This window comes from Phytoactinopolyspora alkaliphila (assembly GCF_010550695.1).
GTDB classification, from domain to species: domain Bacteria; phylum Actinomycetota; class Actinomycetes; order Jiangellales; family Jiangellaceae; genus Phytoactinopolyspora; species Phytoactinopolyspora alkaliphila.
This window is the reverse complement of the sequence record NZ_JAAGOB010000004.1, coordinates 371585-388408: the sequence shown is the minus strand read 5'-3', so window position 1 is coordinate 388408 and position 16824 is coordinate 371585. Positions and strand designations below refer to the sequence as shown.

Genomic DNA, 16824 nt, shown 5'->3' with positions numbered 1-16824 from the left:
TGTTGACCAGCCGCGGACGCACGCTAGAGGCGCCGCAGGTGATCGAGAAGCTCAGCGCCCCGCTCAGCGATCTCCAGCCTGGCTTCCTCGTCGGCGGCCAGCAGCTCCGCCGTGATTTCGGGGTCGACCGGTACTTCTCTGGGCCGTCGTCGTTCAAAGCTCACCATTACGGTCTTAATCGATTCGGCGGCCGAGAGCAAACCCGCGATGCCCACACCGGGCGCGACGAACCGTTCGGGCGATGGTCATGCAACCGAACGGCCCATAGCCGTGACCTGTCCACCCCAGCCTCTCATGCAAACAGGTGCACGACGGGGCAGACGGCCACCGGTAGGGTGGCGATATGCGCTTAGTCGTCGGATTCGACCTGGACCTGACTCTTGTCGACTCCGCAGACGGCATCACGGCCTCATACGTCGCCGCCGCCCGGACAGTCGGTGTGGACATCGACCCCGCGGAACTCCGGCCGCTCATCGGTCTTCCGCTGCCCGAGACCATGGGCCGCTTCGTGCCGCCCGAGTCGCTGGCCGAGGCGGTGGCGGCATACCGCGAGGTGTACCCCGACCTGGGCGTTCCCGCGTCGAAGTTACTTCCCGGCGCGGCCGAAGCTGTTGATGCCGTGACGGGCGCCGGCGGGAAGGTGATCGTCGTCAGCGCCAAGATCGCGTCGGCGGTCCGGCTGGTGCTCGCGCACGTCGGGCTCACGGTAGACGACGTCGTCGGCGAACGCTTCGCCGAGACCAAGGGCGACGCGCTGCGGGAACACGGGGCCGGTGTCCACGTCGGAGACCACCCCGGCGACATGATCGGCGCTCGAGCCGCGGGAGCCTACGCCGTCGGCGTCACCACCGGATCGCACGATGCCGTCGCGCTGCGGGAAGCAGGCGCGGACGTCGTCTTCGCGGACCTGCTGGACTTCCCGTACTGGTGGGAAGACTTCACCGCGACCTCCACCTGATCCAGCCGGCCGCGTTCTATAGCTCATTTGACCGCGCCGCTGGTCAAACCCCGGATGAACTGGCGCGAGAACACGATGTAGAGCGCCAGCATCGGCAACATCGCCAACGTCAGCACCGCGAGCACGGCGTTCCAGTCAGTGACGAACTGACCGAGGAACAATTGGGCACCGAGCGTCACCGTGCGCACGCTCTCGCTCGGCGTGAGAATGAGTGGGAACCACAGGTCGTTCCAGATCGGCAGCATCGTGTACACGCCTATAGCGGCTAGCCCGGGCCGTACGAGTGGAAGCGCCAGCCGGTAGACGCGGTACTCGCCTGCGCCGTCGATCCTCGCCGCATCCTTGAGATCGCCCGGTACCTGCGCGAAGAACGTCGTCAGGACGAACACGGCGAGCGGCAGACCCATCGCCGTGTACACGAGGACCAACCCGGTCAGCGAGTTCACCAGGCGCAACGAGACGAGAAGTTCAAGGATGCCCACCGTGCCGAGGCGGATCGGGATCATGATGCCCAAGGCCATGTACAGCGCGAGGAGTGTGGCCCCTGTGAACCGGTATTCGGCGAGCGCGAAGGCTGCCATCGACCCGAGCAACAGCACCAGGAACACCGCGGTGACGGTCACGATGAAGCTGTTCAGAAAGTACAGCTCGAACCGCGCCCGGGTGAACACCGTCTGGAAGCCGCTGATGTCGAACGTGTCGGCCGTGGGGAAGGCGAACGGCTCCTCGAAAATCGACCGTCGGGACTTGAATGAGTTCATCACGATCAACACGATGGGGCCGCACGCCACAAGTGCGTAGGCGACCAGAATCACATGCGGAACCAGCGTGGACGCCCGCCGGCGCAGCGTCGGGCCGGAGCTCGGTCTGCGACGGGTGATTCGAGCCCGCTGATCGACGGCGGTCATGGTGCCCCCATCACAGCTGATACCTCTCGATACGCCGCTGCCAGCCGTAGAAGTAGAAGAGAACCCCGGCCAGGATGAGCAGGAACATCATCGTGGCGACCGTGGCGCCCATGGTGCTCGAGCCACGCTGCAGCTGAAAACCGAAGAATGTGCGATAGAACAACGTCCCCATGATGTCGGTGGCGAAGTCCGGGCCTGCAAGCGCGCCCTTGACGGTGTAGATGAGGTCGAACGCGTTCATGTTGGCCACGTACGTGATGACCGACACGATGCCGATTGTCGGCAAGATCAACGGAAACTTGACCCGCCAAAAGATCTGCCAGCCGTTGGCGCCGTCCACCCGCGACGCTTCGAGAAGCTCGTCGGGAATACCGATGAGCACGGCGTAGAAGAGAATCATCGGAATGCCGATGTACTGCCACACGGACATCAGTGACAACGTGAGCAACGCGGTGCTGGACTGTCCCAGCAGCGGTGTCTCCACCAAGCCCCATGCCGGGCTCAGGATGAGCTGCCAGATGAACCCGACGATCACCACGCTCAGCGTGGTGGGAATGAACAGCAGAGTGCGGTACGTGGCGCGGCCGCGCAGTACCGGCGCGGACAGCAGCGCCGCGAGCAGGAGGCCGATGGGGTTCTGGACGACGAAGTGAACCCCGAAGAAGATCAGGTTGTTCCACACCGCATTCCAGAACCGGTCCGAGAGCAGGTCGTCGGTGAGGAGGTGGACAAAGTTCTCCAGCCCTACGAAGACCCGCACACCGTCCCTGGGCGCGAACATGCTCAGCCGCATCGAGTCGAGAAGCGGGTAGACCATGAACACCGTGTAGATGAGCACGGCCGGGGCGAGGAACACCCACAGGTGCGGACGGAACCGCGGCCGGCGACCCACCCGGGAGGCGGCCGGCCGCAGCGACGCGGTCATCTACTGCTGGGGCTCGTACCAGCGCTCGAGCCCTTCTTGGGCTCGTTCGGCGGCGGCCCGCGGCTCGATGGTCCCGTTGATCACCTGCGCGCTGAGATCCCACAGCTCGTTCTCGAGGTTGGGCTCGCCGCGCGAGAGGATCTGGTACGAGTTCCGGATGGTGGACTCACAATCGTCGCGCCAGTCCAGGAACTCCTGGGCAAGCGGATCATCCAGCTCCACACTGTGGTCGGAGAGCGGGAAGAATCCTGGCAAGGAGTTCGCGTAGAGCTCGGCGAACTCGGCTGTGGTGGTCCATTCCAAGAAGGTCCGCGCCTCCTCCGGGTGGTCCGTGTCCGCGTTCATGCCGATGCCGATGTCGGTGTGGTCGCTGATGTAGCACTGGCCCTGGCCCTCGGGGAGCGGCGGCGGGAACGCACCCATCTCGAAGTCCGCCTGTTCCCGGAAGAGCGCGATCTCCCAGGAGCCGGCCGGGAAAATCGCCCCTTGGCCGAGGGTGAAGAGATTCTGCGAGTCCGGATAGGTGATTGCCTCGTAGCCGTTCGGCAAGTAATCCGCCCACGACGCGAGCTCGTCGAACACGGAGACGTAGGCGTCGTCGTCGAAACGCTGCTCACCTTCGATCAGCGCCTGCCGGCCCTGCTCACCGTTCCAGTAATTGGGGCCGATGTTCTGGAAGCCCATGGTGGCGGCCTCCCACTGGTCAGCGGTTCCCATGACCAACGGCGTGATGTCCTCGGCGGCGATCTGATCGAGTACCTCGTGGAAGTCCTCCTCGGTGGCGGGCTCCTCCAGGCCGAGTTCGTCGAAAACCTCGGTGTTGTACAGGAAGCCGTGAATCACCGATGCCATAGGGACACAGAAGACGTCCGAGCCGTCGTCGGTAATCCACGCGCTGCGGGCGACGTCATCGAATGCGTCCATGCCCGGCAGGTCGGTCAGGGCGGTCAGGTGCCCCGCCTCGTAGAGCTGCAGAGCGACATCGAACGGCCGGCACGTGATCAGATCTCCAGCCGTACCACCGGCGAGCTTCGCCTCCAATGCGGCGTTGTACTCGTCAGGCGCGGATGGCTGGAACGTCACCTGGATGTTCGGATGTTGCTCGTGAAAGGCCGGGAGGATGACGTCCTCCCAGATTCCGAGATCGTCGTTGCGCCAGCTCTCGATGACGAGCTGAACCTCACCGTTGCCTGTGTCGCCGTTGTCGCCGTTGTCGGCAGGAGCGGCACCGTCCCGGGGATCCTCACTCTCCCCACAACCAGAGATGATCAGCAGGACACCGACAAGTGGTGCCGCCGCCCGGCGCAGTAGTGGTTTCGGCATCGGTCCTCCTGCATTCTCAGCTCGCCCGGATCAGGCCCCGGCAGGCACGTGGACGCTCCTCGGGGACGGCCGCACAAGCGCGATGGAATGTCGACATCAAGCAGCTCACCTCGCCTCCCCGACCGTGGTGAGGTCGTTGATCGTACACCTCGGAACCGACGTGGTCGAGACTGTTGAGCAGACCGGTCATCTCCGGTGGCGCAGCACCCCGACCAGCACCGGTACCACGCGTCAGCGAACCAGCGTGTCGAGGAGGTAGGCGAGCTCTCCCGCTGGATCGGCGGTCAGCCCCGGATGGACCACGCCCGGCTGCACCACCGTGCTCCGCGGCGCGGCCAGCCAGCGGAACCGCTCACCCGGGCTCAATGGCGCTGCCGGATCCTCCGCGGTGGCCGAACACGGCGTGACATACGCCTTCGCCGCGGCGGTGAGCTCGTCGGCGTCGGCGCCGGGATCGAGCGCCCGCAGCCGGTCCTGATCGACCTCTACCGCGGCGTCCAGATAGTCCATCGCCTGGCAATACACGATGACTCCGACGTTGATGAACTCCCCACGCTGGATCCGCGGCACGATCCGCACCGTGACGTAATCGAACGGGTACCGCTCGCTCATGCAGCTCTCCCTGGAAGCCACCGCGGCGCCTGCTCCAGCCTGGACAGCAGATAGTCGGCGTACCGGCTGCGCACAGCCTCCGGTCCGTCTGTCTCCGGCGCTTCGGGGAGCCACTCCTCCGGTACCGCCCCCATCACCTCCGCCAATGCCTCCCGCGTGACCAGCGGTGCGAGGCGCTCGTGCACCTCCGCAACGTGGTCGGCGAACGGCGCGAGCACATGCTCGCCGGTCGGGTAGTCGCGCCCCGCGAAGGCGGTCACGCTCGGCCAGCCGTGGTGGAAGATCAGCGACGCGCCGTGGTCGATCGCCCACACATCACCGTGCCACAGCAGCAGATTGGGGTTACGCCAGCTCCGGTCGACGTTCACAGTCAGTGCGTCGAGCCACAGGATCGCCGCTGCGTCCACAGGCGGCGGACGCCGTCCGCGGCCGTCGTAGCCGACGGCCCGCGGCAGGAAGTCCATGCCGAGATTCACGCCGACGCTGGCCAGCAGCAGCTGCTGTATGTCCGGGTCGGGTTCTCGCCGGCCGATCGCCTCGTCGAGGTCCACCAGGATGAGATCCGGGACCCGGATGCCGAGCCGGCGGCCCAATTCCCCGACGACGATCTCCGCGACCAGGGCCGCCGTACCCTGGCCGGCGCCTCGGAACTTCACAACGTACGTGCCGAGATCATCGGTCTCGATCAACCCGGGTAGGGAGCCGCCCTCTCTAAGTGCCTGCACATACCGGACAGCGCGGACGAGGGGTAGGGTGGTGATCGCCGTGGCGGTGTCTCCCATGGAGGCGACGCTACGGCACGTATCGATGCAAGGCCCCACTGGGAACGCACTCGCCACCGGCCATAGGCTGGAAGGGTCGCGCTCCGCGGGGCGGCGACGGTCCGACATCCCACGACGAACGAGGTCTGCGGTGCCAACCGGCAAGGTCAAGTGGTACGACACGGAGAAGGGCTTCGGCTTCCTCTCCAAGGACGAAGGCGGCGACGTCTTTGTGCACTCCTCTGTGCTTCCCGGTGGTGTGAGCGCCCTGAAGCCGGGCCAGCGAGTCGAGTTCGGCGTGGCAGCAGGCAAGCGCGGAGAACAGGCGTTGTCGGTGCGGATCCTCGACCCGCTGCCTTCGGTGTCGGCCGCGGTGCGCAAGAAGCCGGACGAGATGGTGACCATCGTCGAAGACCTGATCAAGCTGCTCGACGGGCTCTCCAACAGCTACCGCCGCGGACGGCACCCGGAGCAGAAATCCGCGCGCAAGGTCGCCACGGTCCTCCGCGCCGTCGCCGACGATCTGGACAATTGAGTGGCTAGTGTCCTGATCCACTAATCCGGGTCCGACGCGCCCGCCAGGCCCGAGCCGGGCGCCGGCTTGGGCGACACGTTCACCCGCAGCGCCCAGAAAAGCCCTGCCAGCAAGACGCCTGCGGTGATCGCCATTCCCAGTGCCGGCATGAGCGGCAGGAGGATGCCCACGCCGCCGCCCAGCACCCACGACAGCTGAAGTGACGTCTCGGACCGGGCGAAGGCGTTGGAGCGCATCCGGTCCGGCACGTCCCGCTGGATGATCGCGTCGAGGGACAGCCTGCCCAGCTGCTGCCCGAAGCCGCCCATGATCGCGGCCGCGATGACGGTGATCATCGCCCACCACATCGCCGAGATCAGCGCAGTGCCGGCGGCGATCCCCACAAGCACCAGGATGGCCCCGTCCGGGCTGCGGGATCGCACCAGCGCGCCGAACGACGTCCCGGCGGCGCTGCCCACCCAGGCGCCCGCGGCGACGATGCCGAGCAGGAGGAACCCGTCCAGACCGCCCACCGGCTCCTCTCGCAGGACGAACGCGAAGAACATGATCATGAATCCGGAGTAGAACCGGAGAGCGGCGTTCGCCCGCAGTGCCCGCACCACGGCACCACTGACGCGGAACCGCCGGCCCGGCGTTGTCTGGCGCAGATGGGCAGTGGACTCCTCGGCGGCGGAGTCCACTTGCTTCGAGAGCATGACGGCGAACACCGTGGTGGCGACGTAGGCGAGGAAGGCCGCGCGCAGCGGCCAGTCGTCGCCGATCTGGCTCAGGCCGAGGCCGATCGGCGCGCCGATCATGGTGCCGAAGGTAGCGGCCAGTTGAAGGCGGGAATTGGCCGCGACCAGCGTGATCCCCGGCGGCAACAGCCTTGGGACGGCGGCGGCGCGGGTCACCGCGTAGGCCTTCTGCCCCACCAGGATGCCCAGCGCCGCCGGGAACAGCCAGACTCCTTCGGTGAGAACGGCGTCGGCGGCCACCCATGCGAGAAAGCCGCGCGCCGCCGCGGTCACGCCGATCGCCCAGCGCCGGCCATGACTGAACCGGTCGAGGAACGGGCCGATCAGTGGCGCCACGATCGCGAACGGCGCCATCGTCAACGCCAGGTACAGCGCCACGTTGCCGCGGGCCTCATCGGTGGGCACGGTGAAGAACAGGGTTCCGGCGAGCGCGATCATCACCAGCGCATCGGCGAACGCACTCAGCGCGTTGAGCTCGATCAAGCGCGACAGCCCAGTCTGGCCCGCGCCCTTGGCCTCGGCCGCCCGGTGCAGTCGGCTGGCGCCGGCTCGGGTGGCCTTGGCGGTGCCGGAGGCCGCCCGTTTGGCAGCCCGCGCGGAGACGCCGGCCACCCGCCGCGTACGTGAACCGGACACGTCGGCCCGGCTCGGCCCACGCGCCGGCCCGCCCGGCCCCGGCGGCAGCTCGGGCCGCTGCCCGGAGGCACCGGTGCGCCCAGGCGGATGCTCGTCGTCGCTGGCGGCCCCTCGGGGCGGACGTGGAACTTCGGACACGTAGCCATCCAATCGCATCACGCTTCGAATGCGGTTACCGGTTGCGCCAGTTCCTTTGAGATAATGGTCTGTTGTGAGCCCTACCGCCAGTCGCCCCCGTGCCGCCAAGCCCGACGCCGTCCTCGCCGGGGCGGTCGACGTCGCCCGCGAGAGCGCGGTGTCCACCGGAGGCGCCGAAGCCGTCGGCGACCATCAGGGGCACGACGTCGAGGGTGACCGGGTCGTCACCCACTACTTCGAATGCCTGCTGCCGGGCTACGCGGGCTGGCGCTGGGCGGTGACCCTCACCCGCGCCTCACGTTCCAAGCAAGCCACGGTGAACGAATGCGTGATCCTTCCAGGCAGCACCGCTGTCCTGGCACCCAGGTGGGTGCCGTGGGACGAGCGAGTGTCACCGGACGATCTCGGCCCCGGTGACCTTCTCCCGGTCACAGACGACGATCCGCGGCTGGATCCCGGGTACACCGCCATCGGCGACCAGCAGACCATGGAGATCGTCGACGAGCTCGGCCTCGGCCGGGAGTGGGTCCTGTCCCGCGAGGGCCGCGACGACGCCGCGCAGCGCTGGTACGAAGGAGATTCCGGCCCGCACACCGACATCGCCAAGGCAGCCCCGGCACAGTGCGGCACCTGTGGTTTCGCCGTGGCCCTGGGCGGTTCTCTCGGCCAGGTCTTCAGTGTCTGCACCAACGAGCGCACCCCGTTCGACGGCACCGTCGTCAGTCATGATCATGGGTGCGGCGGACACAGTGACGTCCGGTTGCCCACGGCTTCCGGCGAATCCCCCGAGCATGTCGTCGACACGCTGTCCTACGAGCTCGTGCCGTTCGAAGGGGATCCCGCCTCCTGAGCCGCGCGGCAAGGCAGCACGGATCCTGACCCGCCTCGGGCGGGATACTCTGCATCGTGGACACACTCGGCACGGCAGCGCTCCGTGATCGCGTACTGGCGGCATGGACCGCCTCTCCGGCCCGGTTCCGCGAGGACGCCAACGCCGAGGAGGAGCTCAGTCTCGGCGCCTACCGGGACCGCCTCGTCGTGGAGCTGGCGCAGAACGCCGCCGATGCCGCCGGGCGAGCCGGCGTCCGGGGCCGCCTGCTGCTACGCCTCGACGGCTCTACCCTGATCGCCGCGAACATCGGTGCCCCGCTGGACCCCGAAGGCGTCGAAGGCCTGTCCACGCTGCGTTCCTCGCCCAAACGATCAGGTGACTCGGTAGGCCGGTTCGGCGTCGGTTTCGCCGCCGTCCTGGCTGTGAGCGACGAGCCCGCTGTGCTCTCCCGGAACGGCGGCGTCCGATGGTCCCGGGCGCGCGCCCGGGACCTGATCGCACAGCTGCCGGAGCTGTCGGCGGAGCTCACCCACCGCGGCGACGCCGTCCCGGTTCTCCGGCTTCCCTTCTCGGCAGAGGATCTCAGCGGCAGCGAGCGCTCCGGCTCCGCCGCCGGACCACTCCTTCCCGCTGGAGCGGCGACAGCGGTCCCCGCCGGCTACGAGACTGCCGTCGTCCTGCCCTTGCGCGACGAAGACGCGCTGGCGTCCGTACGCCAGGCTCTGGCCACGATCGACGACGTCCTGCCCCTCGTCCTACCCGCCCTGGCCGAGATCGTCGTCGAAACCGGCGGTGACAGGCGCGTCATCACGGCGGGCGAGCCGGTAGCCGTCGATGAGGCCTCCGGCGTCTGGGAACGCGAGATCGGGACCCGGAGGTGGCGACTGGCTTCGGCCACCGGAACGGCGGAGGCCGGCTTGCTGGCCGGCCGGCCGCTGGAGGAGCGGCTACGGCCGCAGTGGTCGGTGACGGTCGCCGTCCCCGTCGACGAGGCCGGGACACCGGGCACCACCCAGGTTCATCCCGTCGTGCACGCGCCTACGCCCACGGACGACACCACCACGCTGCCGGCCCTGGTGATCGGCAGCTTCCCCCTCGACTCCACGCGACGCCATGTCACTGCGAGCCCGTTGACCGAGCATCTCGCCGAACGCGTCGGTGCCGCCTACGCGCGGCTGGTGGCTTCGTTCGACACGCCTCTGGCCCTGACACTGATACCAGGGCCGCTGGGCGCGAACGAGCTCGACGCCACCTTGCACCGGTGGATCCACGATGCGCTGACCCGCACACCGTTCATCCCTTCCGCTACCGGCGATGCACGGCTCAGGCCCACCGAGGTGAACGTCGTCGACGGGCTCGACCGGGCGGCCGGCCTCGCCACGCTGGCCGACGTCGTCGCCGGTCTGCCTGCACCCGGCTGGTGGCGCACGGACGCCCTCCAGCGGCTCGGCGCGAAGGTCACGCCGCTCACGGACCTGGTCGATCAGCTGAGCGCGCTGACGCTGTCCCCGGACCAGTGGCGTGCCATGTACGCGGCCCTCGACGGCGCCGAACTGGAGGCGCTGGGAGCGCTGCCTGTTCCGCTGGCCGACGGACGCGTCGTCAGGGGGCCGCGCAGCGTTCTGCTCCCTGGCGATCTCGAACCCGCCCTGCTCGCTCCGTTCCGGCTGCGGGTGACCCATCCGGACGCGGCCCATCCACTTCTCGGCCGGCTCGGCGCGACCGAAGTCACCGCGGCATCGGTCCTGCGCGACCCTGCTGTCCGCGCCGGCATCGAGGCAGCCGGCGACGATGAAGCCGAAGCCCTGCCCGAGGCGGTGCTGCGGCTGGTCGCCGAATCGGGGCTCACCGTCGCCGACGAGCCGTGGCTGGATCAGCTGCCGCTGCCGGACGAGGCCGGTGAGTTCGGCCCCGCTCGCGAGCTCCTTCTTCCGGGCAGCGAGCTGCTCGATCTCCTCGACGTGGATGTCGCGTCGTACACGGCCTCGGGTGAACTGCTCGCCCGGCACGGCGCGCAGACCCTGCGCGCGGTCGGAGTGCGCGACGGCCTGGCGCTCGCGCGCGAATCCGACGTCCCACTCGACGACGACCTCTGGTTCGATCTCGACGACGAAGAGGGCTGGGCCGACCACGCGACGGACCTGCTTCCGGACACGGACCTACCGCCTCTGGTCGCCGAGTTCGTCGCTGTACGTGATCTCGACCTGGTCCGAGACGACGCGTGGCCACGTTTCCTGGCCCTGCTGGCCGCGGATCCCGCCATCCGGCCGGCTGTGGTGGAGCCGGCGTTCGTTTTTATGGCCGACGGCTCCCGGCGTCGGATCCCCTCCTACACGACGTGGTGGCTACGGACGCATGCGCGTGTCGGCGGCCTGCCGCTGCCGGAGCTGTGCGCCGACGACGCCGATCCGGTTGTCCAGGCCCTGCTGCAGCGTCTGGACGTACCCGTCGACGACGCCTTCCGTGTGGCGCTCGGCATTTCCCGGTCGGTCGAGGAGGTGCCCACCGCCGTGCTCCTCCGGCGTCTCGCCGACGACGACGTCCGGCTGCCGTCGGCCGACCTGCTCGAGGTGTATGCCGAGCTCTCCCAGCGCCCCGCCGAGCCGCTCGGGGCACCGGGGCGGGTGCGCATTCCCGACGGTCGCGGCAGCCGCGTCGTCGATGCCGATCAGGCCGTGGTGTGCGACGGCCCACACTGGCTCCAGCTCGGGCTACCGGCCGCCGTCCCCGGCTCACCCGAGCTCGCGGCGTCGCTCGACGTCGACCTCGCGAGCGACGCGTACGACGCCGACGTGGCCGGCGGCGGCGAGCATCTGCCGGTGCCCCAGGTCGCGTACCAGGTGCTGCCGTCCGCGGCGACAAGCTACGTCGAGCACGACGAGCTGGTGGTCGCCGGGCTGCCTGTCGACTGGTGGGTGGTCGGCGACGAGATCCACGCGGCGACCCTCGACGGACTGGCCCGCGGGCTGGCCTGGGTCGCGGGCGAGTGGGACCGTCGCTGGGTCCTGGCCGAGGCGCTCCAGGACCCGGCGGCCCTGCCGACACTGCTGGCCGAGGAGACCTTCGGGTGATTCGTCACGGGCCGGGTCAGGACACCCCGAGGAGCTGCTCGATCGGCGAGATCGCGAAGTACACCAGGAAGAACGCCACCACGATCCACAGCAATGGATGAACCTGGCGGGCCTTGCCGCGGGCGAGCTTGATCAGCACGTAAGTGACGAATCCCGCACCGATCCCGGTGGTGATCGAGTAGGTGAACGGCATCAGCGCGATGGTCATGAACGCCGGGATCGCCAGCTCGAGGTCCTCCCAGGGAATGTTCTTGACCTGCGTCATCATCAAGATCCCGACAAGCACCAGGGCAGGTGCCGCGGCTTCGTTGGGCACCATTCCCACCAGGGGCGCGAAGAACATCGACAGCAGGAAGCACACCCCGGTGACCACGCTCGCCAGCCCGGTACGGGCGCCTTCGCCGACGCCGGAGGCGGACTCGATGTACGACGTGTTGCTGGAGACGGCCGCCGCCCCTCCGGCCACCGTCGCGGCCGCGTCCACGAGCAGGATCTCCTTGGTGTTGTGGGGATTTCCGTCCTCGTCCAGCAGGTCGCCCTCGGAACCGACGGCGACCATTGTGCCCATGGTGTCGAAGAAGTCGGCCAGCATAAGGGTGAACACGAACAGGATGACGCTCACCACACCTACCGACTCCCAGGAGCCGAGCAGGCTGAACTGGCCAAGCAGGCCGAGATCCGGGAGGTCGACCACGCGGTCCGGCAGCGCCGGCGCGTTCAGGTTCCATCCGCCGGGATTCTCGTTCGCCGTGCCGAGATCCGCAACGGTCTCGACGATCACCGCGAGGATCGCGGTGCCGACGATGGTCCAGAGGATGGCACCCTTGACCTTGTTCACGTAGAGGATGATCAGGACCACCAGGCCGACGACGAAGACGGCGACCGGCCAGGTGGACAACGACCCGTCGGCGCCGAGCTGCACGGGAGGAGACGCGAGCCCGGTCGCGGTCACGAAGCCGGCGTTCACCAGGCCCACCAGGGCGATGAACAGCCCGATGCCGACGCTGATCGCCGTCTTCAAGGACCGCGGGACTGCGTTGAAAACGGCCTGCCGGAACCCGGCGAGCACCAGCACGAGGATGACGATGCCCTCGATGACAACGAGGCCCATGGCGTCTGCCCAGGTCATCTGCGTCGCCAGGCCGAACGCGACGAACGCGTTGAGGCCGAGTCCCGCGGCGACGGCGAGGGGAAACCGGGCGAAGACGCCCATCGCTATCGTCACGATGCCGGCCACCAGGGCTGTCGCCGCCGCGACCTTGGCCAGGTCCGCTTCGGTACCCCCGCCCAGGAACACCCCGTCGATGTCCGGAACCGTACCGATGATCAGCGGGTTCAGCACGATGATGTACGCCATCGCGAAGAACGTGACCAGTCCACCGCGGATCTCGCGCGAGATGGTGGACCCGCGCTCGGTGATCCGGAAATACCTGTCGAGCGACGAGCGGGTGGTCGTCGTTGCCATCTACAGCTCCCTGATGGTCTCGTGGACACGGCCGTTGTCTCCGGCCCCGAGGCGTGAGCATGCCAGACCCCCAAGATCGCGACAGCACGGACCGGCACCCACCAAGCCCGGGACCGACGTTTTCGCAGGTCGACCTCGGTGCGATTGGCTCCAACTCGCAAGAACCCGGGTCAGGCGGCTAACCTGTCGTTATATGGGGAATGGACGGCGTCGTCATCGAGAGGCGCCTCACGTCCAGCCGATGGACGTTGACGGCGTTCGTACGGTCTCTATTCTCACCGTCCTGTGGGCCGTGGCCTTCGTCGCCCTCGCCTTCAACCGGGAACGCCTGGACGAAGCCGGCATCGGCTGGCTGCTGTGGACCTGCCTCGCGGGGGTGGGCCTGGGCCTGCTCGGCCTGGAGTACACCCGCAAGCGCCGGGAAGCCATCGCGCTCTCTCTTCTTGAGGAAGAGGCTGAGGACGACGACGCTTCCAATCACGACGACGACGCACAGGGCGCCGATGACAACGCCGATGTGGCAGAGGATCAGCACGGTGGGCCGGCGCAAAGCACACCACAGGCTCAGAACGCTGCCGGTGGGAACCAACCCGAGACCCCGCCCGACGTGATTCCCACGAAGCCGATACCGAGGGCCGGGCGCCCGCAGTCCCCGCGGGAGGACCCACCACGGAACACCCAGACGATGTCAGCGACTCCTCAGTCCTCTCTGCCGCCAGTGACATCGGACTCTCCCCTCACGGCCACCCCTCCCGTAACCGGCACCACTCCCACGACCGGCACCTCGCCCATCAGGGCCACCCCTCCCGTGGCCGCGCCCGTGATGCCCGGCGGGCCGACCTGGTCCGGTGCACCGATGGCCCCCGCCACCTCACCGGACACTGCTTCGCCCACAACCCCCGAGAGGCGTTCCACGGGTAGCGCCGGGCCACGGCCGAATGACGCGCCGAGCGCGGCCGCGCATGAGCCCGCGGAGCCGGCCGATCCCGTCCCGGTGGAGCCTGGCAAGCGCCGGCGCAAGCAATCGCTCGGCCCGGCCCGGCCCGGGCGCGTAGATGTGGGTGACGTCAGTGATCTGGCCCCCCGCATCGGTCCGCCGGCATCGGACGCGCGTGCGCGCGTCACGGAGTCCGATGTCGAGATCAGCCCGATGTGGTCGGAGTTAATCGACACCACCTCGACCCGCCAGTCGCAGGTGTCCGCGGCTGATCCGGACGAGCCGCTCATCGACGAGACGACCCTGGGCGGCCGCCGCGCCAAGCGCTACGACATGCAAGAGGACATCGACGAGATCACCGAAGGCGGTGGCGGGGTGTACCGCGGGCGCCGCGCGCGGCGGCGGCCGGACAGCGCCTAGCGCCACTTCCGGGACATAGCGGGCGCACTGTGCTGTGTGCTTGCCCGTGAAGGTCGCCACCCGTTTCGTCGAGCAGCTGACCGCGTCAAGACGTCAGGACTGAGTTCGACCTTTGCCACTGGCATTTAGCAAAGGTAATGAGTTATAGTAACCAAAGTGCCGACAGTGAATCCCTCCTCCAGCACCGCCCCAGGTACATCCCCGGCGGTGCCGCCGCGCACTCAAGCAGGGCTGGCGAGTTCGCTTCGGATCGCTATCGGGCGGCTGAGTCGCCGGCTGCGCAATGAGCGGGAGGATGACTCCCTCACGCTCAACCAGCTCGCCACCCTCGGTGCCCTGGAACGCCTGGGGCCCACACCCGTCGGCGAGCTCGCCGCACATGAGCGGGTCCGCCCCCCGTCGATGACCCGCACCGTCTCCAGCCTGGAAGAACTCGGGCTCGTGGTCCGGGAACCGCACGCGGTGGACCGCCGGCTCGCGGTGGTCCGCATCACGGAGGCGGGGCTCGGCCGCACAGCGGCGGACCGCAAGCGCCGCGACGCCTGGCTCGCTCACCGGCTGCGCGAGCTCACCAGGGAGGAACGAAGACAGCTGCGGGACGTACTACCCATCTTGGAGAAGTTGACGCGCTCGTGAAAAATACCTTCCGCTCGCTCCGACATCGCGATTACCGGCTCTACTGGTCGAGCATGTTCGTCTCGAACATCGGGACGTGGATGCAGCAGATCGCCCAGCTGTGGCTCGTCCTGATCGTCCTCGAGGGCGGCGCCCGGGCCAGCGGTGTCACGCTCGGGCTGCAGTTCGTGCCGTTCTTGCTCGTCGCGCCGTTCGGCGGACTCCTGGCGGACAGGTTGCCGAAGCGTCCGTTGCTGATCGGCACCAACGCCTTCATGGGCACCATCGGCCTCGTTCTCGGTGCCCTCACGCTCACCGACGTGGCGCAGATCTGGCACGTCTACGTCCTGGCGTTCCTTCTCGGAGTGGGCAAGGCACTCGACAATCCCGCCCGCCAGTCTTTCGTCTCCGAACTGGTCTCGCCCGATGAACTGCCCAACGCCATTGCTCTGAACAGCACGTCGTTCAACGCCGCCCGGCTCATCGGACCCGCCGTGGCAGGGCTGCTCATTCACGCGATCGGCACCGGGTGGGTCTTCCTCATCAACGGCGCCACCTTCATCTCGCCCATCATCGCGCTGATCCTCCTGCGCGCCAGGCCCGCGGCCAAGGCGGATCGGTCCGACGCCGGCGGCGCCATCAGCCGCCTGTTCGAGGGCGTCACTTATGTGCGGTCCAGGCCGGATCTCGTAATGGTCATGCTCGTCGCGTTCGGCCTCGGCACGTTCGGCATGAACTTCGAACTGACGATGGCCCTGATGGCCACCGAGGTCTACGAGAAAGGTGCCGGCGAGTACGGGATCCTCGGCTCCATCCTGGCCGTCGGGACGCTCACCGGAGCGCTCCTCGCCGCGCGCAGGAAGTACCCCCGCCGCAGGCTGATCGTAGGCGGCGCGGTCGTCTTCGGGATCGTCGAGATCATCGCCGCGCTGATGCCCACCTACGCACTATTCGCCCTGGCGCTGGCTCCGCTGGGCCTGATCACCATGACCGTGCTGATCGCGTCGAACACATACGTCCAGACCACCGTTCCCCACGAAGTGCGCGGACGGGTGCTCGCGCTCTACATGATGATCCTCATGGGCGGCAAGCCCATCGGTGCGCCCGTGGTGGGCTGGGTCGCCGACGTCTTCGGCGCACCATGGTCGTTCATCGGCGGCGGAATCCTGACGATCATCATCGCCATCGTCGCGCTGGTGTTCATCGCTCCGCGAAGCGGTATCGTCGTGCGGCCGAGGATCCGCCCTCGACCCGGCCTCGCTGTCATCGTCAACTTGCCCCACGAGCGCGGCCGGCTGAATACCGGGCCCGGTAGGGATGCGGGCCCTCAGGCCGCGTAATCCCAGCAGGAGGCTGCCGGTGAGACTGTTCGCGGCGATCGATCCGCCCGGCTCCGTCCGCGACCACCTCGCCGCGGCCGTGGATGCCGTCCGGGACGACCATCTACGCTGGGTCAGGCCGGAATCACTGCACGTCACCCTGGCTTTCTACGGGTCGATGCCACCGGAACGCCTGAGCGAGCTGATCGAACGGCTGACCCGGGCCGCACGTCGGCACGTGCCGATGAATCTCCGCGTCGTGGGCTCCGGCCGGTTCGGGCGGGCCGTGCTCTGGGCGGGAGTCGACGGCGACACCGACCTCTTGCGCCGCCTCGCCGCCTCCTCCGAAGCCGCTGGGCGGCGAGCCGGATCGTCCCAGAAGGCGCCTGCGCGCCCGTTCCGCCCGCATGTCACCGTTGCCCGGACACGTACTCCGGACACCGATCTCCGGCCGTATGCCGATGCCCTGTCGGAATACAACGGGCCACCCTGGCGGGCCACTCACCTCAGCCTGATCCAGTCACATCTGCGAGCCGGGAGCGACGGGCGCGCCCGCTACGAGACCGTCGCGGAACTTCCCTTCGGCAAGCCTTGACAGGCCACAGACCCGCGCGCCTCCCCCGCCGGGCTCT

16 protein-coding genes are annotated in these 16824 nt (G+C 68.3%); 8 read left to right on the top strand and 8 right to left on the bottom strand.

Annotated elements, in window-relative coordinates; genetic code table 11:
- Positions 1-23: 23 nt before the first annotated feature.
- A complete protein-coding gene (locus G1H11_RS10000) occupies positions 24-164 on the bottom strand; it encodes a hypothetical protein (RefSeq protein ID WP_163818396.1) in 141 nt (46 codons plus the stop codon).
- A gap of 179 nt (positions 165-343) precedes the next feature.
- Here G1H11_RS10000 and G1H11_RS09995 point away from each other — a divergent pair, with 179 nt between their 5' ends.
- Entirely contained in the window at positions 344-958 is a 615-nt protein-coding gene (locus G1H11_RS09995) for an HAD family hydrolase (RefSeq protein ID WP_163818395.1), read from the top strand.
- A gap of 23 nt (positions 959-981) precedes the next feature.
- Here G1H11_RS09995 and G1H11_RS09990 read toward each other — a convergent pair whose 3' ends face one another.
- The 5 genes from G1H11_RS09990 to G1H11_RS09970 all read right to left on the bottom strand — a co-directional run bounded on the left by G1H11_RS09990 (position 982) and on the right by G1H11_RS09970 (position 5508).
- On the bottom strand, positions 982-1866 hold the full coding sequence (locus G1H11_RS09990) for a carbohydrate ABC transporter permease (protein ID WP_163818394.1): 885 nt from the start codon (positions 1864-1866) through the stop codon (positions 982-984).
- Between the two features lie 10 nt (positions 1867-1876).
- Positions 1877-2791: a carbohydrate ABC transporter permease gene (locus tag G1H11_RS09985; protein ID WP_163818393.1), complete on the bottom strand. Its 915-nt coding sequence runs from the start codon at positions 2789-2791 to the stop codon at positions 1877-1879.
- Positions 2792-4114 carry an ABC transporter substrate-binding protein gene (locus G1H11_RS09980; RefSeq protein ID WP_163818392.1) on the bottom strand — a complete coding sequence of 441 codons (1323 nt, stop codon included), beginning with the start codon at positions 4112-4114 and terminating at the stop codon, positions 2792-2794.
- A 231-nt stretch (positions 4115-4345) separates the two neighbouring features.
- The gene (locus G1H11_RS09975; protein WP_163818391.1) at positions 4346-4726 is read right to left on the bottom strand and encodes a DUF3037 domain-containing protein; all 381 of its coding nucleotides are present in this window, start codon (positions 4724-4726) and stop codon (positions 4346-4348) included.
- Complete coding sequence (locus tag G1H11_RS09970) at positions 4723-5508, bottom strand: HipA family kinase (protein WP_163818390.1); 786 nt, start codon at positions 5506-5508, stop codon at positions 4723-4725. Before G1H11_RS09970 ends, G1H11_RS09975 begins: the two co-directional genes overlap by 4 nt.
- Before the next feature lie 130 nt (positions 5509-5638).
- Here G1H11_RS09970 and G1H11_RS26995 point away from each other — a divergent pair, with 130 nt between their 5' ends.
- Positions 5639-6022, top strand: a complete 384-nt coding sequence (locus G1H11_RS26995) for a cold shock domain-containing protein (RefSeq protein WP_163818389.1) — start codon at positions 5639-5641, stop codon at positions 6020-6022.
- A gap of 20 nt (positions 6023-6042) precedes the next feature.
- Here G1H11_RS26995 and G1H11_RS09960 read toward each other — a convergent pair whose 3' ends face one another.
- Complete coding sequence (locus G1H11_RS09960; RefSeq protein WP_216843621.1) at positions 6043-7533, bottom strand: MFS transporter; 1491 nt, start codon at positions 7531-7533, stop codon at positions 6043-6045.
- A 73-nt stretch (positions 7534-7606) separates the two neighbouring features.
- Here G1H11_RS09960 and G1H11_RS09955 point away from each other — a divergent pair, with 73 nt between their 5' ends.
- On the top strand, positions 7607-8383 hold the full coding sequence (locus G1H11_RS09955) for a DUF3027 domain-containing protein (RefSeq protein ID WP_163818388.1): 777 nt from the start codon (positions 7607-7609) through the stop codon (positions 8381-8383).
- A gap of 56 nt (positions 8384-8439) precedes the next feature.
- On the top strand, positions 8440-11436 hold the full coding sequence (locus G1H11_RS09950) for a sacsin N-terminal ATP-binding-like domain-containing protein (RefSeq protein WP_216843620.1): 2997 nt from the start codon (positions 8440-8442) through the stop codon (positions 11434-11436).
- Positions 11437-11452: 16 nt separating this feature from the next.
- On the opposite strand, the gene G1H11_RS09945 is transcribed toward G1H11_RS09950, so the two are convergent.
- Positions 11453-12901 (bottom strand): NCS2 family permease, encoded by a 1449-nt coding sequence (locus tag G1H11_RS09945; RefSeq protein ID WP_163818387.1) that lies wholly within the window; start codon positions 12899-12901, stop codon positions 11453-11455.
- Between G1H11_RS09945 and G1H11_RS25205 the strand changes: the two genes are divergently transcribed.
- The 4 genes from G1H11_RS25205 to thpR all read left to right on the top strand — a co-directional run bounded on the left by G1H11_RS25205 (position 12783) and on the right by thpR (position 16787).
- A complete protein-coding gene (locus G1H11_RS25205) occupies positions 12783-14258 on the top strand; it encodes a DUF2530 domain-containing protein (RefSeq protein ID WP_343074842.1) in 1476 nt (491 codons plus the stop codon). The genes G1H11_RS09945 and G1H11_RS25205 overlap by 119 nt on opposite strands.
- A 207-nt stretch (positions 14259-14465) precedes the next feature.
- Positions 14466-14894 carry a MarR family transcriptional regulator gene (locus G1H11_RS09935; protein ID WP_163818386.1) on the top strand — a complete coding sequence of 143 codons (429 nt, stop codon included), beginning with the start codon at positions 14466-14468 and terminating at the stop codon, positions 14892-14894.
- On the top strand, positions 14891-16213 hold the full coding sequence (locus G1H11_RS09930; protein WP_163818385.1) for an MFS transporter: 1323 nt from the start codon (positions 14891-14893) through the stop codon (positions 16211-16213). Before G1H11_RS09935 ends, G1H11_RS09930 begins: the two co-directional genes overlap by 4 nt.
- 19 nt (positions 16214-16232) lie before the next feature.
- A complete protein-coding gene (gene thpR, locus G1H11_RS09925) occupies positions 16233-16787 on the top strand; it encodes an RNA 2',3'-cyclic phosphodiesterase (protein ID WP_163818384.1) in 555 nt (184 codons plus the stop codon).
- The last annotated feature ends 37 nt before the right edge of the window (positions 16788-16824 follow it).